Source organism: Burkholderia sp. MSMB617WGS, assembly GCF_001532025.2.
GTDB lineage: Bacteria > Pseudomonadota > Gammaproteobacteria > Burkholderiales > Burkholderiaceae > Burkholderia > Burkholderia savannae.
In genome coordinates this window covers 4021504-4041883 of the sequence record NZ_CP013457.1, presented here as the reverse complement: position 1 = coordinate 4041883, position 20380 = coordinate 4021504, and the positions used below count along the sequence as shown (strand labels likewise).

Genomic DNA, 20380 nt, shown 5'->3' with positions numbered 1-20380 from the left:
GAATCGTAAGGTGGCGGCGGCTCGGGCGAACGCGCGAGCGGGACGCCTATTCGCCGGAATGTAGCACGCCGCCCGTTCCGCGCGCTTGAGCGCACGCGTGCGCGCCGTCGATGCGGGTGTAGCGGCCGCCCGGCAGCGCCGCGATGCGTCCGGCAAGCTCCAGTTGCAGCAGCAGCCGGTGCAGCGAGTCGCTCGCGAGCGACGTGCGCTGAGCGAGCAGCTCGGGCGGCACGGGGCCGTAGCCGATCGCGTCTAGCAGGCGGCGTGCGTCGTCGTCGAGCGCGGCGTCGGCCGACGCGCCGGCGCGCGCGTCGCACGGCTTGACGGCAGGCCGGGCGGGGTCGAGGCCGAATTCCTCGAGCACGTCGGCGGCGGTCTCGACGAGCTTCGCGCCGTCGCGGATCAGCGCATGGCAGCCTTGCGACAGCGGCGCGTGGATCGAGCCGGGGATCGCGAACACGTCGCGTCCCATCTCGTTCGCGAGTCGCGCGGTGATGAGCGAGCCGGAGCGCGGCGCCGCCTCGACGATCAGCACGCCGCCCGATAGCGCGGCGATCAGCCGGTTGCGTTGCGGAAAATGCGCGGATCGCGCGGGCGTGCCGAGCGGCCACTCGGAGACGAGCGCGCCGCGCTCGGCGATTTCGTGGGCGAGCGCATGGTGGCGAGCGGGATAGACGAGGTCGGCGCCGGTGCCGATCACGGCGACCGTGCCGCTTGCGCCGTCGAGCCCGCCTCGGTGCGCGGCGCCGTCGATGCCGCGCGCGAGGCCGGACACGATCGAAAGGCCGGCGTCCGACATCTCGCGCGCGAAGCGTGTCGCGTCGGCGAGCCCTTGCGGCGTGGCGTCGCGACTGCCGACGATCGCGACCGCGCGCGCATGGAGCAGCGCAACGCGCCCCTTTATATATAGCAGCGGCGGCGGATCGTAGAGTTCGGCGAGCGAGCGGGGATAGGCGGGATCGTGCCGGGTCACGAGCGCGTTGCCGGGTTCGGCGAGCCAGGCGAGCGCCGCGTCGACGCGCGGCTCGAAATCGTCGGCGGGCGGCGCGAGCAGCGCGCGGGCCGCCGCGTCGCCGGCGAGCGCCGCCAATTCCGCGTGCGACGCGGAGAAGAGCGCTTCGGGCGACGCGAATGCGCCGAGGAGCGCAGCGCAGGCAGCGGCCGGCACGCCCGACGCGCCGGCAAGCCGCAGCCAGCCGGCGAGCTCGGCGCGCGTCAGCATCAGCGGCGACATGATGAACCCCTCCAGAAGCGCGGCCAGCGGGCCGCGTGGTGCCGTGATAAAATTTTCATCATCCGAAATAAAACGAATGCCACGCGCGCAGGCGCGCGGCGATTGGCCGGTCATCGCGGCGCGCGGCGCATTCCGCGCGTCGCAGAATCCATCTTGAGGCCGGCGCGCGCGCCGCGGCAGTCGGCCGAACGGCCGATGCGCGCGAGTCGTTCGTCTCTCAACACTGAACATCATGGCTTTGCTGAACATCCTTCATTACCCCGACAAACGGCTGCACAAGGTGGCCAAGCCGGTCGACAAGGTCGACGATCGCATCCGCAAGCTCGTCGCCGACATGGCCGAGACGATGTACGCAGCGCCCGGAATCGGTCTCGCGGCGACGCAGGTCGACGTGCACGAGCGCGTGATCGTGATCGACGTGTCCGACGAGAAGAACGAGCTGCGCGTTTTCATCAATCCGGAAATCGTCTGGACGAGCGACGGCAAGCAGATTTACGAGGAGGGCTGCCTGTCGGTGCCCGGCGTCTACGACGAAGTCGAGCGGCCGGACCGGGTGCGCGTGCGCGCGCTCGACGAGAAAGGCGAGCTGTTCGAGGTCGATTGCGAAGGGCTCCTCGCGGTGTGCATCCAGCACGAGATGGATCACCTGATGGGCCGCGTGTTCGTCCAGTATCTGTCGCCGCTCAAGCAGAACCGGATCAAGACGAAGATGAAGAAACTCGAACGCGCGATGTGACGCGCGCGGCTGCTTCCCGATTCATTTGCACATGACACATTCACTGCGAGTCATTTTCGCCGGCACGCCGGAATTCGCCGCGGCGGCCCTCGCCGCGATCCATCACGCCGGCTTCCCGGTGCCGCTCGTGCTGACGCAGCCCGATCGCCCGGCCGGGCGCGGGATGAAGCTGCAGGCAAGCGCGGTGAAGCGCTATGCGCTCGAGCACGGCATCGCGGTCGCGCAGCCGCCGTCGCTGCGCCGCGCGGGCAAGTATCCGGCCGAAGCCGCCGCCGCGCTCGATTTGCTGCGCGCGACGCCGCACGACGTTATGGTTGTCGCCGCATACGGCCTTTTGCTGCCGCAGGAAGTGCTCGACCTGCCGCGCCACGGCTGCATCAACATCCACGCGTCGCTGCTGCCGCGCTGGCGCGGCGCGGCGCCGATCCATCGCGCGATCGAGGCGGGCGACGCCGAAACCGGCGTCACGCTGATGCAGATGGACGCGGGCCTCGACACGGGCGCGATGCTGCACGACGCGCGCGTCGCGATCGCGGCCGACGACACGACGGCGACGCTGCACGACAGGCTTGCGGCGTCGGGCGCGCGCCTCATCGTCGATGCGCTCGCCGAGCTCGAGCGCGCAGGCTCGCTCGTGTCCACGCCGCAGCCCGCCGGCGGCGTCACCTATGCCGAGAAGATCGGCAAGCACGAGGCGGCGCTCGACTGGCGCAAGCCGGCCGCCGTGCTCGCGCGGCAGGTGCGCGCATTCGACCCGTTCCCGGGCGGCGCGGGCACGCTCGACGGCGCGGCGCTCAAGCTGTGGGCGGCCGATGCGGTGCCGGCGCATGGCGGCGCGGCGCCCGGCACGATCGTCGAAGCGGGGCCGGACGGCGTCGTGATCGCATGCGGCGACGGCGCGCTGCGCGTCACGCAACTGCAGAAACCGGGCGGCAAGCGCTTGCCTGTGCGTGAGTTTCTCGCGGGCGCGCCGCTCGTGGCCGGGCAGCGCTTCGTATTGCCCGACGCCGCGTAATTTCGTCGCCCGAGAACATTCCATCGGAATCGCGCGCGCCGCGCAATCGGCCGAACGGCCAGGTCGCGCGGCGTCGGGCGCACGCGTAGAATTCTTTGACATCAGCATCGAGGGATCGGCATGTTCGGCATCACCCATCTTGGCTTGTTCGTGGCGGCAGTCTTCCTGTTGAACGTCACGCCGGGGCCCGATACCGCGTACATCGTCGGCCGCAGCGTCGCGCAAGGGCGCGGCGCGGGGCTCATGTCCGCGCTCGGCATTTCGGCCGGCTGCTGCGTGCATGTGCTCGCATGCGCATTTGGCCTGACGGCGGTGCTTGCCGCGTCGGCTACCGCGTTTACGGTCATCAAGATCGTCGGGGCGGCCTATCTCGTCTACCTCGGCGTGCGCCTCATGTTCTCGAAGCAGGAACCGGCGGCCGAGCAGTCCGCCGCGCGGCGCGGCGCGGACAAATCGCTGCGCCAGCTGTTCACGCAAGGGTTCCTGACCAACGTGCTGAATCCGAAGGTGGTGCTGTTCTTCGTGTCCTTCTTCCCACAGTTCGTGTCGGCGGACAGCGACCACAAGGTGCTCGCCTTCCTCACGCTCGGCGCGGTGTTCCTCGCGATGAGCACGGTGTGGTCGTGTACCGTGGCGTGGGTCGCGGGCACCGTCACGCGGCGCTTCGCCGGCAAGCCTGGTGTGAAGAAATGGCTCGACCGCGGCGTCGGCAGCGCGTTCGTGGGCCTCGGCGTCAAGCTCGCGACGTCGACGCGCTAAGGATTGAATTTTCTCGAAACGCTCTTATCTAACAAATCGCTTACAATCATGCGCCGCCGATGAGCGTGCGGCGCGATCCCCGCAGACGGATAAGGAGTGGGAAACATGTTCAATTGGGTCAAAACGGCGATGCTGATGGCCGCGATCACGGCCCTGTTCATCGTGATCGGCGGGATGATCGGCGGATCGCGCGGGATGATGATCGCGCTGCTGATCGCGCTCGGTATGAATTTCTTCTCGTACTGGTTCTCGGACAAGATGGTGCTGCGCATGTACAACGCGCAGGAAGTCGACGAGACCACGGCGCCGCAGTTCTATCGGATGGTGCGCGAGCTCGCGACGCGCGCGAATCTGCCGATGCCGCGCGTCTACCTGATCGACGAAGCCCAGCCGAACGCGTTCGCGACCGGCCGCAATCCCGAGCATGCGGCTGTTGCCGCGACGACAGGCATCCTGCGCGTGCTGTCCGAGCGCGAGATGCGCGGCGTGATGGCGCATGAGCTCGCACACGTGAAGCACCGCGACATCCTGATTTCGACGATCTCCGCGACGATGGCGGGCGCGATCTCGGCGCTCGCGAACTTCGCGATGTTTTTCGGCGGGCGTGACGAGAACGGGCGTCCGGCCAATCCGATCGCGGGCATCGCAGTCGCGCTCCTCGCGCCGATTGCTGGCGCGCTGATCCAGATGGCGATTTCGCGGGCGCGCGAGTTCGAGGCGGACCGCGGCGGCGCGCAGATTTCGGGCGATCCGCAGGCGCTTGCTTCGGCGCTCGACAAGATCCATCGCTATGCGTCGGGCATTCCGTTCCAGACGGCGGAACAGCATCCGGCCACCGCGCAGATGATGATCATGAATCCGTTGTCGGGGGGCGGGCTGCAGAACCTGTTCTCGACGCACCCGGCCACCGAGGAGCGGATCGCGCGGCTGATGGAAATGGCGCGCACCGGCCGCTTCGATTGACGACCGTCATCGCGCGGCGACGCACTCGCGAAGGGGCGTCGCGGCGGTAGCAATTCCTGACGCGCTTTCGCGCGTCGGACGATCGGGCAAACCCCGCATGCCTTGAGCTGCGGGGTTTGTCGTTTTCGGCGAGATGGCTGCTTGGTCGATGCCGCAAAGAGCGCCTTGCGGGTGGCCGAGGATTGTGTCGATACTGCGCCGACCGCGCCGACCGCGCCGACCGCGCCAACCGCGCCAACCGCGCCAACCGCGCCAACCGCGCCAACCGCGCCAACCGCGCCAACCGCGCCAACCGCGCCAACCGCGCCAACCGCGCCAACCGCGCCAACCGCACCAACCGCACCAACCGCACCAACCCGAGTCCCACTCCCCCGGCACGCTACAATATCCCGCTGACCGGCCCAGAGCCGGCCACCGGCACCTCCCTACCATCGCCCGGCGCCATCGCGCGCTGCGGACACTGCTGATCCGATGACCCAGACTCGCCCTTCTCGTTCCCGCGCATCCGGCGCGCCCGCTCGCGCTCCGCGCCTGTCGATGCTGCATCTCGTCCCCGATTCGCTCGGCTTCGCGCTCGACGGCGCCGCGCAAGCGGTCGACGCGGTCAGTCGCGGCGCGGCGCTGCCCGCCGCGCTCGCCGCCGTCCAGGCGTCGTTTGCCGACGGGGCGCAAGCGGCGGCGCGCGGCGCGATCCAGGACATCGCGTATCGCGCGGTGCGCCGTCGCGGCACGGCTGAATGGCTGATCGCGCAATTCGTCGCGAAGGCGCCGCATGCGCATGTGCATGCGCTTCTCGTCTGCGCGTTCGCGCTCCTCGTCGACGACGACGAACACGCCGCGTATGCGCCTTTCACCGTCGTCGATCAGGCGGTGAGCGCGATCGGCGCGCGCCGCGAGTGCTCGTTCGCGAAGGGGCTCGTCAACGCGGTGCTGCGCCGGTTCCTGCGCGAACGGGCCGCGTGGCTCGAGCGGATGCAGTTCGATCGCCGCGCACGCTGGAACTACGAGACGTGGTGGATCGACGCGGTCGAGCGCGCATGGCCCGACGCGTGGCAGCGCATTCTCGCCGCGGGCGACGCCCCCGGCCCGCTGACGCTGCGCGTGAACGCGCGCCGCATGACGGCCGACGCGTATCTCGATCTGCTGCGCGCCGAGCGGATCGACGCCGAGAGGATCGGCCGGCACGCAATACGACTCGCGTCGCCGCTGCCGGTCGAGCGCATTCCGGGCTTCGCGGACGGCGTCGTGTCGGTGCAGGATGCGGGCGCGCAGCTCGCGGCCGAATCGCTCGGCGCGCGCGACGGCATGCGCGTGCTCGACGCGTGCGCGGCGCCCGGCGGCAAGACGGGCCATCTTCTCGAGCTCGCGGACGTCGAAGTCATCGCGCTCGAAAGCGATTCGGCGCGCGCGCCGCGCATCGGCGAGAATCTCGCGAGACTGTCGCTCGCGGCCGACGTGCGCGTCGGCGATGCGGGCGATCCCGCGCAATGGCACGACGGCCGCCCGTTCGACCGGATTCTCGCGGACGTGCCGTGTTCCGCGTCGGGCATCGTGCGCCGTCATCCGGACATTCGCTGGCTGCGCCGCGCGGCCGACATTCCCGCGCTCGTCGCCGAGCAGCGCCGCATTCTCGCCGCGCTCTGGCCGCTCTTGAAACCGGGCGGCGAGCTGCTGTATGCAACCTGCTCGATCTTTCCGGAAGAGGGCGAGCAGCAGGCGCGCTGGTTTGGAGACGCCCATCAAGATGCGGTACGATTGGACGCGCCCGGGCAGTTGCTGCCGCAGGGGGCGTCAGGCGGGGCGCCGGCCGTCGGGGGATCGGGCGAGCCCGGCCGACATGTCGATCACGACGGATTTTTCTACGCGCGCTTTCAGAAACGGTGACGATCAAACGCTTCTTTCCACTCCGGCTCGCGGCCGTGCTCTGGGCCGCGCTGACGCTGTGTCTCGCTGCCGTTCCCTCCGCGCACGCCGATCCGATCGCCGTGCAGCGCGCGTCGCTGCAGTCGGACGGCAACGGCTGGAGTCTCGACGCGCGTTTCGACTTCGAGCTCAACAGCAGCCTGGAGGATGCGGTCAACAAAGCCATTCCGCTTTATTTCACGACCGATTTCGAATTGAGCCGCGCGCGCTGGTATTGGTTCGACGAGCAGCCGGTGTCGGTGTCGCAGACGATCCGTCTGTCGTTTCAGCCGCTCACGCGCGAATATCGCGTGTCGACGGGCGGCTTGCAGCTCGGCTTTCCGACGCTGAAGGAGGCGCTCGCGGTGGTCAAGCACGTGACGTCCTGGCATGTGATCGACAAGATCCAGGTGCGCCCGGGCGAAACGTACACGGCGTCGGTGCGGATGCAGCTCGACACCGCGTTGATGCCGAAGCCGTTCCAGGTCGACGCGGTGAACAACCGCGACTGGAACCTCGTTTCCGATTGGAAGCGCTTCACTTTCACGGCGGCCGAACGTGCTAAGTAAAATGCGCGTCCGCCGCGCGACGAGCGGAAAGAGCCTCCTCATACGCGTGATCGTGTCGACCGTCGCGATCACGGCGATTCTGTTGCTCGTGCTGCTCGCGGCCGCGAGCGCGAACACCGAGTTCTTCGATCGCTACTACTCGTGGCTCTACTCGGCGAACATCATCGTCGCGCTCGTGTTCATGCTCGTCGTGCTCGGGCTCGTCGGGATGATCGTCGCGCGGCTGAGGAAAGGCAAGTTCGGCACGCGGCTGCTCGCGAAGCTCGCGGTGTTCTTCACGCTCGTCGGCGTCGTGCCGGGCGGGATCATCTATATCGTGTCGTATCAGTTCGTGTCGCGCAGCATCGAGTCGTGGTTCGACGTGAACGTCGAGACGGCGCTCACCGCGGGCCTGAATCTCGGCCGCGGGATGCTCGACACGTCGCTCGCGGATTTGCAGACGAAGGCGCGCCTGATGGCCGAGCAGCTCGCGAGCGCCGACACCAACACGAACGGCACGACGCTCACGCTCCTGCGGCTGCGCGAGCAGATCGGCGTGCAGGACGCGACGATCGTCGAGCCGGGGCGCAGCACGGGCGCGTCGCCCGACGTGCACATCGTCGCGCAGGCGTCGGGCAACTTCGCCGCGCTGATCCCGGACGACATGCCGACGCCGCTGATGCTGAGCCAGGCGCGCGAGCATGGCGGCTATGCGGCGATCGAAGGCGAAGTGGACGGCGATCCGCACGCGCACGGCTCGAAAGGCGCGCTGCGCCTGCGCGTCGTGCAGCGCATTCCCGATTCGTCGACGTCGCTGCTGCAGCCCGACGAGCGCTTCCTGCAGCTCACGCAGCCGGTGTCGCCGACGCTTGCGCGCAACGCCGACGCGGTGCAACGCGCGTATCGCGAATATCAGGAGAAGGCGCTTGGCCGCAGCGGGCTGCGCAAGATGTACATCGGCACGCTCACGCTCGCGCTCTTCCTCGCGACGTTCATCGCGATGATGATCGCGCTCGCGCTCGGCAACCAGCTCGCGCGGCCGTTGTTCCTGCTCGCGCAGGGCACGAAGGAGGTCGCGGAAGGCGATTACACGCCGAAGCGCGAAATCAAGACGCGCGACGAGCTCGGCTTCCTCACGCAGTCGTTCAACGCGATGACGCGGCAGTTGTCGGAGGCGCGCCTCGCGGTCGAGAAGAACCGCGTCGCGCTCGAGCATTCGAAGACCTACCTCGAGAGCATTCTCGCGAACCTGACGGCGGGCGTGTTCGTGCTCGACCGCCAGTTCCGCCTGACGACCGCGAACCGCGGCGCCGAGCGGATTTTCCGTCAGCCGTTCAATTCGCTGATCGGCACGACGCTCGATCAGGTCGGCGTCGTCGCGGAATTCGGCGCGATGGTGAGAAAGGCGTTCGCCGATCGCGAGGCGGCGGGCCGGGGCAGCGGCGAGGATCGCGGCCACTGGCAGCAGCAGTTCGCGGTCGAGGTGCCGGGCGAGGCCGATCCGCTGACGCTGCTCGTGCGCGGCACGCGGCTCGTGTCGACGGCGGCCGCTCCGGGGCAGCCCGACGATCCGCAGACGTCCGGCTACGTCGTCGTGTTCGACGACATCTCCGACGTGATCTCCGCGCAGCGTTCGGTCGCATGGGGCGAGGTGGCGCGGCGGCTTGCGCACGAGATCAAGAATCCGCTCACGCCGATCCAGCTGTCGGCCGAGCGCCTGCAGATGAAGCTTTCCGACAAGCTCGCGCCGCCCGACGCCGACGTGCTCAAGCGCGGCGCGACGACGATCGTCAATCAGGTGGCCGCGATGAAGCGGATGGTCGACGATTTCCGCGATTACGCGCGCACGCCGCCCGCGGTGCTCGTCAATCTGCAGCTCAACGATCTGGTGAGCGAAGTATTGACGCTCTACGGCGTCGGCGAAGGCAAGAACACGATCGTCGTCGAGCAGGCGCCGCTTCCCGTGATCCGCGGCGATGCGACGCAACTGCGTCAGGTGATCCACAATCTGCTGCAGAACGCGCAGGATTCGGTCGCCGACGTCGAGCATCCCCGTGTGTTGCTCGAAACCAAGACAGTAGAATATGGCGATCCCGACGCGGACGGCAAAACGCGGGTCGCGGTTCGGTTGACCGTCTCGGACAACGGTCCGGGTTTTCCGGCGCGCATCCTGACGCGCGCGTTCGAGCCTTACGTGACGACGAAGGCGAAGGGCACGGGGCTCGGTCTCGCGACGGTGAAGAAGATCGTCGACGAGCATGGCGCGCGGATCGATTTGCGCAATCGCATGCACGGCGACGTCGTGGAAGGCGCGCAGGTCTCGATCCTGTTCCTGCAACTCGCGGACGATGCGGCGGGCGCCGGGGGCGGAGCGAACGGCGGCACGGCACCCGCCAAGACAAGAGCAACTGTGCAGACAAAGGCAGCGTAAATGGCAACCATCCTGGTGGTAGATGATGAAATGGGCATCCGGGAATTGCTCTCGGAGATCCTCAGCGACGAAGGGCATGTCGTCGACGTAGCGGAGAACGCGCAGGCCGCGCGCGACTACCGGCTGCGGCATGCGCCCGATCTCGTGCTGCTCGACATCTGGATGCCCGATACCGACGGCGTCACGTTGCTGAAGGAGTGGGCGAGCCAAGGACAATTGACGATGCCCGTCATCATGATGTCGGGGCACGCGACGATCGACACGGCCGTCGAGGCGACGAAGATCGGCGCGCTCGATTTCCTCGAGAAGCCGATCACGCTGCAGAAGCTGCTGAAGTCGGTCGAGCACGGCCTCGCGCGCGGCGCGGCGCCGCTGCCCGCGAGCACGGCGGCGAAGCCGGCGGCGGGGCCGTCGTCGGTCGCGTCCGCGGCCGCGCTGCCGACGTTCAACGACGACGCATCCGCGGCGTTCGAGGGCCAGACGACAGCCGCGATTCCGTTCGACATTCCGCTGCGCGAGGCGCGCGACGCGTTCGAGCGCGCGTACTTCGAATATCACCTCGCGCGCGAGAACGGCAGCATGACGCGCGTCGCGGAGAAGACGGGCCTCGAGCGCACGCACTTGTACCGGAAGCTGAAGCAGCTCGGCGTCGAGCTCGGCAAGAAGCCGGCCGAAGGCGCGGTATAAATTTTTGCGCAAAGGGCTTGATCGGTGTTTTGCGCATTGCTATAATCTTTCTTCTTCGTGGCCCGGTAGCTCAGTTGGTAGAGCAGCGGATTGAAAATCCGCGTGTCGGTGGTTCGATTCCGCCCCAGGCCACCAGCAGTATTCCACCCCAAGAATCGCCAGATTCTTGGGGTTTTTCGTTTGTGGAGCGGCATGTCCGGCCTTCGGCCGATTTTGGGGCGGCGTGATAAAATCTCCGTCGACTCAAAGACTTAGAGGGCTTGAGGGCGCGCCCGAGCGGCGCCGCAAGTCCTTTTTTGTTTCGGCGCCCGAGCACGGCGCGAGAGCGTGCGCCGCCGCAGCGCGGCGCGATGAGCGACATAAGCGCCGCGCCGTTTCGGGCCGCGCGCTGCTGCCTATACTGGGTGGGCCGGCACTGCCGGCGCGCGTCGGGCCGCCGGCGCGCTCGCTCATCATTCACGGAGTATCACGGTGATTCGGACAGACGCTAAGAACGGCGCGCTCGTATTGTTTTCCGGCGGCCAGGATTCGGCCACGTGCGTTGCCTGGGCGCTCGAGCGCTATCAGAGCGTCGAGACGCTCGGCTTCGATTACGGCCAGCGTCATCGCGTCGAGCTCGAGTGCCGCGAGGGCGTGCGCGACGCGCTGAAGCGGCGTTTTCCGCAGTGGGCGCACAAGCTCGGCGACGATCACATGATCGATCTGTCGGTGCTGGGCGCGATCAGCGACACCGCGATGACGCGCGCGATCGAGATCGAGACGGCGTCGAACGGCCTGCCGAACACGTTCGTGCCGGGCCGCAATCTGCTGTTCGTGACGATCGGCGCGGCGATCGCGTATCGGCGCGGGCTGCGCGCGCTCGTCGGCGGCATGTGCGAGACCGATTTCTCCGGTTACCCGGATTGCCGCGACGACACGATGAAGGCGCTGCAGGTCGCGCTCAATCTCGGCATGGATGCGCGCTTCGTGCTGGAGACGCCGCTGATGTGGCTCGACAAGGCCGATACGTGGCGGCTTGCCGAGCAGCTCGGCGGCCAGCCGCTCGTCGAGTTGATTCGCGTCGAGACGCACACGTGCTATGTCGGTGAGCGCTCGGAGCTGCACGACTGGGGTTTCGGCTGCGGCGAGTGCCCGGCGTGCAAGCTGCGCAAGCGCGGCTACGAGGCGTATCTGCGCGGCGAAAGCGTGACGGAGGCGCCCGTCTGAGGCGCGCGGCGCTCGCGTGGGTGCGCGGGTGCCGGTGGGATTCATCGAGTAACGGAAGGCGAACGGCGCAAGCCGGAACGAAGCGGCATGACGTACACGGTCAAGGAAATCTTCTATACGTTGCAGGGCGAGGGCGCGAACGCCGGCCGTCCGGCCGTGTTTTGCCGGTTCGCCGGCTGCAATCTGTGGACGGGGCGCGAAGAGGATCGCGACGGCGCGGTGTGCCGTTTCTGCGACACCGATTTCGTCGGCGCCGACGGCGAGAACGGCGGCAAGTTCAAGGATGCGGAATCGCTCGCGGCGAAGATCGCGTCGCTGTGGCCGCCAGGCGAGGCGCATCGCTTCGTCGTCTGTACGGGCGGCGAGCCGATGTTGCAGCTCGATCAGCCGCTCGTCGACGCGCTTCACGCGGCGGGCTTCACGATCGCGATCGAGACGAACGGTTCGCTGCCCGTGCTCGAATCGATCGACTGGGTCTGCGTGAGCCCGAAGGCGGACGCGCCCCTCGTCGTCACGAAGGGCAACGAATTGAAGGTGGTGGTGCCGCAGGACAACCAGCGCCTTGCCGATTACGCGAAGCTCGACTTCGACCATTTCCTCGTGCAGCCGATGGACGGCCCGTCGCGCGAGCTCAACACGAAGCTCGCGATCGACTGGTGCAAGCGCCATCCGCAGTGGCGGCTGTCGATGCAGACGCACAAGTACCTGAACATTCCTTGAGCCATACGCCTCATTCATCGTGCTGATTACCCGAAAACTCGAATTCGACGCGGGCCACCGCATTCCCGATCACCGCAGCCAGTGCCGCAATCTGCACGGGCATCGCTACGTGCTCGAAGTCACGCTGCGCGGCGATCTCGTCGAGACCGAGGGCGCGCCCGACCGCGGGATGGTGATGGATTTCGCCGACGTGAAGGCGCTCGCGATGGAGCACCTCGTCAGCAAGTGGGATCACGCGTTCCTCGTCTATGCGCGCGACGAGGTCGTGCGCTCGTTCCTCGAGAAGATGGCCGATCACAAGACGGTCGTTCTCGATCGGATTCCGACCGTCGAGAATCTCGCGGCGATCGCGTTCGACATCCTCGCGAACGTGTATGACGCGCATTACGGCGTGAATTTGCGGCTCGAGCGCGTGCGTCTGTACGAGACGCCGAACTGCTGGGCCGACGTCGAGCGCGAATCGCGCGCGTGATGCGGGCGGCGCGCGGCGCGATTGCGCCGTTGCGCGCGCTTCGACATGCATGCCGCACCGCGCGGCGGCCGATTGCGCCGCGCGTATCCTTTTCTTCGCCGAACCTGTCGGCTTCTCCGATTGCGCCGCGAGTCGCCCGGTCTTGCGCCGATATTCTCCGAATCCGCGTGCGGGCCGCGATCACGGTATGATCGACTCGTGAATCGTCCGCCGCGACGAACGAGCCGCGCCCCCGCCTGTTGCGGCGCAGCGCCCCGCCCGGCGGCCGCTTGCCCCCTCTTCCGAATCGCAGTCCGCTCGTGCGCAGCACGACAGGAGGCCGCCGATGAGCACGCTCACCAATTCCCTCAAGGCGCGCCTGCGCGACGGCGACGAGCCGCTGCTCGGCCTCTGGCTCACGCTCGCGAGCGCGGCGGCGACCGAGGCGCTTGCGCATGCAGGCTTCGACTGGCTGTGCATCGACATGGAGCATGCGCCGAACGATAGCCGCGACGTCGCCGCGCAGCTGCGCGCGCTCGCCGCCGCGCATTTGCCGAGCGAGCCCGTCGTGCGGGTGCCGGCGCGCGAGCCGTGGCTCGTCAAGCGGGCGCTCGACGCGGGCGCGCGCACGCTGATGTTTCCGAACGTCGAGACGGCCGACGAGGCCGCGCACGCGGTGCGGCTCACCCGCTTTCAGGCGCCCGATGCGCCGGACGGGCTGCGCGGCGTCGCGGGCATCGTCCGCGCGGCCGCGTACGGGATGCGGCGCGATTATGTGCAGACCGCGAACGCGCAGATCGCGACGATCGTGCAGATCGAATCGGCGCGCGGGATCGACGACGCCGAGCGGATCGCGGCGACGCCGGGCGTCGACTGCGTGTTCGTCGGGCCTGCCGATCTGTCGGCGAGCCTCGGGCATCTCGGCGATACGAAGCATCCGGACGTCGCGGCGGCGCTCGAACACGTGCTCGCGGCCGGACGGCGCGCCGGCGTGCCGGCCGGCATCTTCGCCGCCGACGCGGCGGGCGCGCGCCAGTATCTCGAAGCCGGCTTTCGCGTGATCGCGCTGTCGGCGGACGTCGTGTGGCTGCTGCGCGCGACGCGGCAGGCATTGCAGGAGGTGCGGGGATGAACGGGAAGCGTCGCGGCGCGCCGTGGTTCGCGCGCACGCGGCATGCGCATCGCGGCGCGGCGGTCGGCTCGCTCGTCGTCGCCGCGGCGTTCGGCGCGGCGGCGGGCGGCGCGTTCGCGCAGGCGTCGGGCGCGCAGAAGCGGCCGAATCCGGAGCGCGAGACGGAAGCGGCGGTCGCCGACTACAACGCGGGCAATCTGCGCGCCGCGCTCGTGCAGTTTCACGACGCGGCGACGCGCGGCAACCGCCTCGCCGCGTTCGATTACGCGATGATGCTGATCACGGGCGAAGGCGTGACGGCGAACGTGCCGGAAGGGCTGCGCTGGCTCAAGCGCGCGGCCGACGCGGGCATGTCGCAGGCGCAGTACGTGTACGGCCGGATGCTCGACGACGGCGAGTTCGTCGCGCGCGATCCGGCGGCCGCGCACGGCTGGTTCCTGAAGGCCGCGCGGCAAGGGCACGTACAGGCGGAGCTCGCGCTCGCGAACCAGTTTCTCGACGGGCGCGGCACGCCGCGCGACAACCGCCAGGCGTTCGAATGGTACAAGCGCGCGGCCGATGCGGGCGAGCCGGTCTCGCAATACGTGACCGCGTCGTTCTACGAGCGCGGCGGCGACGGCGTCGTGCGCAATCTCAACATCGCGCGCGCGTACTACGCGGCGGCCGCCGCGCAAGGCGACGACGCCGCGGCGCTCAAGTACCGCGAGCTGACGGCCGTGCTGAAGGCGGGGCCGGGCGGCGCGTCGGCGCCGAAGGCGCCGGCTCCGTCGAATTGATCGCGCGGGGAACCGCGAATCGACAGAGCATTCGAACCGGCGAACGGCGAACGGCGAACGGCGAACGGCGAACGGCGAACGGCGAACGGCGAACGGCGAACGGCGAACGGCGAACGGCGAACGGCGAACGGCGAACCCGCGAACGACGAACCGAGAACCGAGAACCGAGAACCGAGAACCGAGAACCGAGAACCGAGAACCGAGAACCGAGAACCGAGAACCGAGAACCGAGAACCGAGGTCCGCTCGACTTCGAGGCTTACCCGTTCGACATCGCGACACGCCGACGGCAACGGCACGCCGTACAGCGGCCGTACAACGCCTCGATCCGCCCCATTCACCGCGCCGAGCGCCGCGCCCAGCGCCAGCCCGAACCGAAGCGGCACATAAAAAAGCGGCGCATCGCGCGCCGCTTCGATCAGCTTTTCATCAGCCGTTTCTGCCGTCCGACGCTCATGATGAGCCCGACGGCGATGCCGAGCGTCGTGAGCGCGGTGCCGCCGTAGCTCATGAACGGCAGCGGCACGCCGACGACGGGCAACACGCCGCTCACCATCCCGATGTTGACGAACGCGTAGACGAAGAACGCGAGCGTGAGCGAGCCGGCGAGCAGCCGCCCGAACAGCGTCGCGCCCTGCGCGGCGATGTAGAGCCCGCGCACGATCAGCGCCATGTAGAGCGTGAGCAGCACGAGCCCGCCGACGAGCCCGAATTCCTCGGAAAACACCGCGAAGATGAAGTCGGTGTGCTTTTCCGGAATGAATTCGAGGTGCGCCTGCGTGCCCTTCAGATAGCCCTTGCCGAGCGGGCCGCCCGAGCCGATCGCGATTACCGCCTGGATCGTGTGGAAGCCCTTGCCGAGCGGGTCGGACGTCGGGTCGAGCAGTGTGCAGACGCGGTGCTTCTGGTAGTCGTGCATCAGCGGCCAGACGACGTCGGGCTGGCAGATGCGCTCCTCGAACACGGCGATCGAGCCGACCGCGATCACGCCGGCAACGAGCACCGGCACGATCAGCTTGAACGACAACCCCGCCAGATAGATCACGAAGAGGCCCGCCGCGAATACGAGGACGGCGGTGCCGAGGTCCGGCTGCTTCGCGATCAGCCCGACGGGCACCATCAGGATCACGAACGCGACGACGAAGTCGTACCAGCGCAGGCTGCTTTCGCGGCGCTGGTAGTACCACGCGAGCATCAGCGGGGTCGCGATCTTGAGGATCTCGGACGGCTGGATCACGACGCCGACGTTCAGCCAGCGCTTCGCCCCCTTCTTCGTCATCCCGAATAGCGCGACCGCGACGAGAAGCGCGACGCCCAACGAATAGAGCGGCACCGCGAAGCGCATCAGCGTCTGCTGCGGGATGTTCGCGATCACCCACATCAGCACGAACGTCAGCATGATGTTGCGCAGCTGGTCCTCGACGCGGCCGGGCATGTCGATGCTCGCGCTGTAGAGCGTGACGATGCCGACGCACAGCAGCAGGAACACGATGAGCGCGAGCGGCCGGTCGAAGCCCTCGAACATCTGCTTGATCTTGTCGAGCGAGGCGCGCTTGTCGAATTGCATGCCTGTCTCCGTTACTCGTCGATGCCGCCCGCCGCCGGCTTGGCGGCGGTGGCGGCGCGGTTGTCGTCCCTCGGGGACTTCCGTTGGTCGGCTGGCGCGGCGGCGGTGGTCGCGGCGTCGCTCGCCGGCGCGCGGCGCGGCTTGCGCGGCGGCAGCCGACGGGGCGCGGGCGGCGCGCTCGCGGCGCTGCCGGCCGTGGCGGCCGCGCTCGACGCACCGCCGACGGCGCTTGCTGCGCCCATCGCGCCCATCGCGCCCGTTGTGCGTCCGCTCGCGCTCCCTTGGCCGACATCCGTCCCGCTCGCGCCCGACGTCGAGTCCGCCCCGCTCGCCGCCGCGGGCGCCGGCAGCGGCAGCGCCCTGAAACCGGCCGCGACGCCGACGGGCCTCGTCGCGTCGCCGATCACGGGCGCGTTGACGGGCTCGGTCGCCGACGCGGCCGCCGCGACGGCCGCCGCTTCCGTCGCCGGATTCTTGCGGTCGAGCAGATGGAAATCGAGCACCCGCCGCGCGATCGGGCCCGCGGACTGCGCGCCCCAGCCGCCGTTCTCGACGATCAGCGCGATGGCGATCTGCGGATGGTCGACGGGCGCATATGCGATGAAGAGCGCGTGGTCGCGCAAATGCTCGGCGAGCAGGTGCCCGCGGTAGTTGCCGCCCTGCAGCGAGAACACCTGCGCGGTGCCGGTCTTGCCCGCAGCGAGATACGGCGCGCCGCGGAACACCTTGTACGCGGTGCCGGACGGGCTCTCGACCACGTTCTCCATCCCGCGCTTCACGACGTCGAGATCGTTCTGCTTGAGCGGGATCACGCCGCTTTCCTTCGGCACGGTCAGGTGCCGCGCGCGCGAGATCGGGTTCTCGATCTCCTTCACGAGGTGCGGCTTCATGATGACGCCGTTGTTCGCGAGCGTCGCCGTCGCGTGCGCGAGCTGCAGGATCGTGAACGAGTTGTAGCCCTGGCCGATCCCGAGGCTGATCGTCTCGCCGTCGAACCACTTCTGCTGCGCGGCCTTCTTGAACGTCTTCTTCTTCCATTCGGGCGACGGCAGAATTCCGCGCGCCTCGCCCTGGACATCGATGCCCGTCAGCTGGCCGAAGCCGAACGGCTTCATGAAGTTCGCGATCGCGGTCACGCCGAGATCGCGCGCGAGCATGTAGAAGTACGTGTCGTTCGACACCATGATTGCCCTGTTCATGTCGACCCAGCCCTGGCCCGAGCGCACGTCGTTACGGAACGTGTGGCCGCCGAACGTGAAGTAGCCGGGGTCCTGGAAGCCCCAGCCGGGCGTGCGCTTGCCGAGCGAGAGGCCCGCGAGCGCCATGAACGGCTTGTACGTCGAGCCGGGCGGATAGGTGCCGTGCAGCGGGCGGTTCAGCAGCGGCTTGTCGGGCGAGTTGTTGAGCTCGTCCCAGGTCTGCTGGTCGATGCCGTCGACGAACGAATTCGGATCGAAGCTCGGCGACGACACGAACGCGAGCACGTCGCCCGTCTTCGGCTCGATCGCGACGAGCGCGCCGCGCTTGCCGGCGAACGCCTGCTCGGCGACCTGCTGCAGCCCGATGTCGATCGACAGCACGAGGTTGCTGCCGGGCGTCGCCTGCGTGCGCGACAGCGTGCGCACGGGCCGCCCGCCCGCCGTCACCTCGACTTCCTCGAAGCCCGTGATTCCGTGCAGTTCCGTCTCGTAGCTCTGCTCGACGCCCACCTTGCCGATATAGTCGGTGCCCTTGTAGTTGTTCGCGTCGCGGCGCGGATCGTAGGTTTCCGGATCGCTGTCGTTCTCGTCGCTCATCGCGTCGATCTTGTCCTGGTCGCGCTTCGAGATCCGGCCGATGTAGCCGATCACGTGCGCGGCCGTCGGGCCGAGCGGATATTGGCGGAACAGGCGCGCGCGCACGTCGACGCCCGGGAAGCGCCAGCGCTGCGCGGTGAAGCGCGCGACTTCGTCGTCGCTCAGGCGCGTGCGGATCGGCAGGCTCTCGAAGTTCTTCGAGTCTTCCTGCAGCTTCTTGAAGCGGCGGCGGTCGCGCGCGTCGATCTGCACGACTTCGGAGAGCGCGTTGATCGTGTTTTCGAGCGTGTCCGTGAGCTTCGACGGCGTGATTTCGAGCGTGTACGCGGAGTAGTTCTTCGCGAGCACGACGCCGTTGCGGTCGGTGATGATTCCGCGGTTCGGGACGATCGGCGCGACCGAGATCCGGTTCTCCTCGGCCTGCAGCGCGTACTTGCCGTGCTGCCAGACTTGCAGGTAGAAGAATCGCGCGGCGAGCAAGCCGAAGCAGACGAACACGAACACGCCCGCCGCCGCGACGCGCAGGCGGAACTTCGAGAGCTGCTGTTGAGTGTCCTTGAATTCGGTCATGCGATTACGGATGAAGGGGCGCGCTTTCGCCTCCGCGCCGGCGCGCCGGACATTGCCGAACACGGCCGGCGCGGTGCGCCCGCCAGGCCTGCGCGAGCCGCCGGGCCGGCGCGCTGCGGCCGCGGTGCGCAGGCGGCGAGCGGGCGGGCGGTTGGTCGGCGGGCGTTCAACGCGAAAATCCTGGCGGCGCGGCGCGTCAGATCGGCCGCGTGTCGTCCGGGTCGACCGGGCGGCGCTGCGGCATCAGCAGCAGCTGGCTCGCGATCGGCCACAGCGCAGCTTCGACGAAGCCGTCGACGAGATAGCTCCAGCCGGGGAACGCGGCGCCCATCAGCAGCCGGATCACGAACGGCACGAGCTGCGCGATCACGAGCAGCGGCGCGACGTAGAAGATCTGCACGCCAAGCGGCAGCCACAGCACGCGCCGGTGGATCGTGATCGCGCCGTACGACAGCAGCGTGTACGCGAGCGCGTGCTCGCCGAGCAGGCCCGCGTCGTGGACGTCCATCAGGATGCCGAGCATGAACGCGACGCCCATGCCGACCTTGCGCGGCTGATGGATGTTCCAGAACAGCACGACGAGCGCGACGAAATCGGGCACGCCCGGAATCCGCCCCCACGGCATCAGGTTCAGCAGGAACGCGGCCGCGAGGCTGAAGACGATGAAGTACGGGTTGACGGGCTGCAGGATGTACTGAGGGCGGCTCATCGCGGCGCTCCTTGCGACGGCGCGGCCGCGGGTTTGAGCGGCGCGGCGGGCTGCGCCGCGCCGGCCGGGCGATTCTGGGCGGCCGCGGGCGGCGGCACCGCAGGCTTCGCGCCCTTGTCCGTGCCCTTGCCCTTGTCCGCGCTTTTATCGGCGGCCTTCGCGTTCTTGTCCGCGCCCTTCGCCGCCTTCTTGCCCTTCGCCGGCTTCGCGTCGCTCGCGGCGTCGTCGGTGGCGGGCCGCGGCGGGATGTCGTTGCGGTAGTGCAGCACGAGCATCTCGCGCGCGCCGCGCACCGCCGCGATCGGCGCGCAGACGACGTGCGCGAAGGCCGTATCGGCGAGCTTGTCGACGCGCACCACCTTCGCGACCGGCAGCCCGGGCGGATAGACGCCGTCGAGGCCGCTCGTCACGAGCTCGTCGCCGGCGAGCAGATCGGCGCTCGTCGGCACGAAGCGCAGATCGAGCGCATCGCCCTTCGGGGTGCCGTAGATCACGCTGCGCAGGCCCGTGCGCAGCACCTGGACGGGAATCGCGAGGTCGCGATCGGTGACGAGCGTGACTTCCGACTGCAGCGGGAACACGCGCGTGACCTGGCCGATCACGCCGTCCTCGTTGACGACGGGCGCGCCGTCCTGGATGCCCGCCTGCGAGCCGTGGCCGATGATGATCTTCTGCGAGAACGGATCGCCCGTGTCGTACTGGATCTCGACGGGCGTCGCCTGCGCGGCGATCTGCTGGCGCAGCTCGAGCACCGCGCGCAGGTGCGCGTTGTCGGCGGCGAGCTGGCCCGCCTGGTTCGCCTGCAGCGACAGCTTCAGGTTGCGGTCGCGCAATTGCTGATTCTCGTGCCGCAGCGCCGAGCTCGTCGTCGCGAGCTCGGTGGCGCCGACGAACAGATCGCGCGGCACGAGCGCCGCGCGCTGCAGCGGATAAAGCACGGTGCCGAGTACGCCGCGGACGATTTCGAGCGTGTTGAAGCGCGCGTCCGAGACGAGGAGCGCGATCGCCAGGACGACGAAGAAGATCAGCCGCGCCAGTGCGGACGGACCTTGTTTGAAGAGGGGCGGCGGACTGTATTCCATGGTCGGCGCCGGGCGCGTGATCGATTTAGATGTTGCTCAGACGCGCGAACGGCGCGGCGGTTCGTTCTAAACGAGCGAGCCTGCCACGCCGCACGAG

Annotated in this window: 19 protein-coding genes and 1 tRNA gene; 15 read left to right on the top strand and 5 right to left on the bottom strand. The window is 68.6% G+C overall.

Going from position 1 to position 20380, the window contains the following annotated elements; all coding sequences use genetic code 11:
• Positions 1-46: 46 nt before the first annotated feature.
• Positions 47-1234, bottom strand: coding sequence for a DNA-processing protein DprA (gene dprA, locus WT60_RS19845; RefSeq protein WP_038748591.1), 1188 nt, complete (start codon positions 1232-1234; stop codon positions 47-49).
• A gap of 232 nt (positions 1235-1466) precedes the next feature.
• On the opposite strand from dprA, the gene def reads away from it, so the two are divergent.
• The 15 genes from def (at position 1467) to WT60_RS19760 (ending at position 14560) form a co-directional block, all read left to right on the top strand.
• Positions 1467-1970 (top strand): peptide deformylase, encoded by a 504-nt coding sequence (gene def, locus WT60_RS19840; protein WP_038748590.1) that lies wholly within the window; start codon positions 1467-1469, stop codon positions 1968-1970.
• Between the two features lie 31 nt (positions 1971-2001).
• Positions 2002-2985: a methionyl-tRNA formyltransferase gene (fmt, locus tag WT60_RS19835; protein WP_060355882.1), complete on the top strand. Its 984-nt coding sequence runs from the start codon at positions 2002-2004 to the stop codon at positions 2983-2985.
• Between the two features lie 120 nt (positions 2986-3105).
• Positions 3106-3744 (top strand): LysE family translocator, encoded by a 639-nt coding sequence (locus WT60_RS19830; protein WP_060355881.1) that lies wholly within the window; start codon positions 3106-3108, stop codon positions 3742-3744.
• Between the two features lie 105 nt (positions 3745-3849).
• Positions 3850-4707, top strand: a complete 858-nt coding sequence (gene htpX / locus WT60_RS19825) for a zinc metalloprotease HtpX (protein WP_038748587.1) — start codon at positions 3850-3852, stop codon at positions 4705-4707.
• A gap of 182 nt (positions 4708-4889) precedes the next feature.
• Entirely contained in the window at positions 4890-5174 is a 285-nt protein-coding gene (locus WT60_RS34945) for a hypothetical protein (protein WP_222430143.1), read from the top strand.
• Positions 5175-5178: 4 nt separating this feature from the next.
• The gene (rsmB, locus tag WT60_RS19815) at positions 5179-6591 is read left to right on the top strand and encodes a 16S rRNA (cytosine(967)-C(5))-methyltransferase RsmB (RefSeq protein ID WP_060355880.1); all 1413 of its coding nucleotides are present in this window, start codon (positions 5179-5181) and stop codon (positions 6589-6591) included.
• Entirely contained in the window at positions 6588-7178 is a 591-nt protein-coding gene (locus WT60_RS19810) for a DUF4390 domain-containing protein (RefSeq protein ID WP_060355879.1), read from the top strand. Before rsmB ends, WT60_RS19810 begins: the two co-directional genes overlap by 4 nt.
• A 1-nt stretch (position 7179) precedes the next feature.
• A complete protein-coding gene (gene esaS / locus WT60_RS19805) occupies positions 7180-9588 on the top strand; it encodes a sensor histidine kinase EsaS (RefSeq protein ID WP_038748584.1) in 2409 nt (802 codons plus the stop codon).
• Positions 9589-10275: a response regulator transcription factor EsaR gene (gene esaR / locus WT60_RS19800; protein WP_038748583.1), complete on the top strand. Its 687-nt coding sequence runs from the start codon at positions 9589-9591 to the stop codon at positions 10273-10275.
• 59 nt (positions 10276-10334) lie between these two features.
• Positions 10335-10410, top strand: a tRNA-Phe gene (locus WT60_RS19795).
• 336 nt (positions 10411-10746) lie between these two features.
• Complete coding sequence (gene queC / locus WT60_RS19785; RefSeq protein ID WP_059583743.1) at positions 10747-11481, top strand: 7-cyano-7-deazaguanine synthase QueC; 735 nt, start codon at positions 10747-10749, stop codon at positions 11479-11481.
• An 87-nt stretch (positions 11482-11568) separates the two neighbouring features.
• Positions 11569-12201 carry a 7-carboxy-7-deazaguanine synthase gene (gene queE / locus WT60_RS19780; RefSeq protein WP_038748640.1) on the top strand — a complete coding sequence of 211 codons (633 nt, stop codon included), beginning with the start codon at positions 11569-11571 and terminating at the stop codon, positions 12199-12201.
• A 19-nt stretch (positions 12202-12220) separates the two neighbouring features.
• Positions 12221-12673 carry a 6-carboxytetrahydropterin synthase QueD gene (queD, locus tag WT60_RS19775; RefSeq protein WP_038748581.1) on the top strand — a complete coding sequence of 151 codons (453 nt, stop codon included), beginning with the start codon at positions 12221-12223 and terminating at the stop codon, positions 12671-12673.
• Positions 12674-12998: 325 nt separating this feature from the next.
• Positions 12999-13784: an aldolase/citrate lyase family protein gene (locus WT60_RS19765; RefSeq protein ID WP_038748580.1), complete on the top strand. Its 786-nt coding sequence runs from the start codon at positions 12999-13001 to the stop codon at positions 13782-13784.
• Positions 13781-14560, top strand: coding sequence for a tetratricopeptide repeat protein (locus tag WT60_RS19760; protein ID WP_038748579.1), 780 nt, complete (start codon positions 13781-13783; stop codon positions 14558-14560). Before WT60_RS19765 ends, WT60_RS19760 begins: the two co-directional genes overlap by 4 nt.
• 417 nt (positions 14561-14977) lie before the next feature.
• Here WT60_RS19760 and rodA read toward each other — a convergent pair whose 3' ends face one another.
• The 4 genes from rodA to mreC all read right to left on the bottom strand — a co-directional run bounded on the left by rodA (position 14978) and on the right by mreC (position 20283).
• Positions 14978-16126 carry a rod shape-determining protein RodA gene (gene rodA / locus WT60_RS19755; protein ID WP_059583746.1) on the bottom strand — a complete coding sequence of 383 codons (1149 nt, stop codon included), beginning with the start codon at positions 16124-16126 and terminating at the stop codon, positions 14978-14980.
• An 11-nt stretch (positions 16127-16137) separates the two neighbouring features.
• On the bottom strand, positions 16138-18492 hold the full coding sequence (gene mrdA, locus WT60_RS19750; RefSeq protein ID WP_060355786.1) for a penicillin-binding protein 2: 2355 nt from the start codon (positions 18490-18492) through the stop codon (positions 16138-16140).
• Between the two features lie 196 nt (positions 18493-18688).
• The gene (mreD, locus tag WT60_RS19745; protein ID WP_038748576.1) at positions 18689-19201 is read right to left on the bottom strand and encodes a rod shape-determining protein MreD; all 513 of its coding nucleotides are present in this window, start codon (positions 19199-19201) and stop codon (positions 18689-18691) included.
• Positions 19198-20283: a rod shape-determining protein MreC gene (gene mreC, locus WT60_RS19740; protein WP_059583753.1), complete on the bottom strand. Its 1086-nt coding sequence runs from the start codon at positions 20281-20283 to the stop codon at positions 19198-19200. The genes mreD and mreC overlap by 4 nt, the downstream gene beginning before the upstream one ends.
• Positions 20284-20380: the final 97 nt, after the last annotated feature.

Excerpts from the sequence above, each read along its gene's own strand:
- dprA (WP_038748591.1), bottom strand. The coding sequence starts at position 1,234 with ATGTCGCCGCTGATGCTGACGCGCGCCGAGCTCGCCGGCTGGCTGCGG.
- def (WP_038748590.1), top strand. The coding sequence starts at position 1,467 with ATGGCTTTGCTGAACATCCTTCATTACCCCGACAAACGGCTGCACAAG.
- fmt (WP_060355882.1), top strand. The coding sequence starts at position 2,002 with ATGACACATTCACTGCGAGTCATTTTCGCCGGCACGCCGGAATTCGCC.
- WT60_RS19830 (WP_060355881.1), top strand. The coding sequence starts at position 3,106 with ATGTTCGGCATCACCCATCTTGGCTTGTTCGTGGCGGCAGTCTTCCTG.
- htpX (WP_038748587.1), top strand. The coding sequence starts at position 3,850 with ATGTTCAATTGGGTCAAAACGGCGATGCTGATGGCCGCGATCACGGCC.
- rsmB (WP_060355880.1), top strand. The coding sequence starts at position 5,179 with ATGACCCAGACTCGCCCTTCTCGTTCCCGCGCATCCGGCGCGCCCGCT.
- esaS (WP_038748584.1), top strand. The coding sequence starts at position 7,180 with ATGCGCGTCCGCCGCGCGACGAGCGGAAAGAGCCTCCTCATACGCGTG.
- esaR (WP_038748583.1), top strand. The coding sequence starts at position 9,589 with ATGGCAACCATCCTGGTGGTAGATGATGAAATGGGCATCCGGGAATTG.
- queE (WP_038748640.1), top strand. The coding sequence starts at position 11,569 with ATGACGTACACGGTCAAGGAAATCTTCTATACGTTGCAGGGCGAGGGC.
- WT60_RS19765 (WP_038748580.1), top strand. The coding sequence starts at position 12,999 with ATGAGCACGCTCACCAATTCCCTCAAGGCGCGCCTGCGCGACGGCGAC.
- WT60_RS19760 (WP_038748579.1), top strand. The coding sequence starts at position 13,781 with ATGAACGGGAAGCGTCGCGGCGCGCCGTGGTTCGCGCGCACGCGGCAT.
- rodA (WP_059583746.1), bottom strand. The coding sequence starts at position 16,126 with ATGCAATTCGACAAGCGCGCCTCGCTCGACAAGATCAAGCAGATGTTC.
- mrdA (WP_060355786.1), bottom strand. The coding sequence starts at position 18,492 with ATGACCGAATTCAAGGACACTCAACAGCAGCTCTCGAAGTTCCGCCTG.
- mreD (WP_038748576.1), bottom strand. The coding sequence starts at position 19,201 with ATGAGCCGCCCTCAGTACATCCTGCAGCCCGTCAACCCGTACTTCATC.
- mreC (WP_059583753.1), bottom strand. The coding sequence starts at position 20,283 with ATGGAATACAGTCCGCCGCCCCTCTTCAAACAAGGTCCGTCCGCACTG.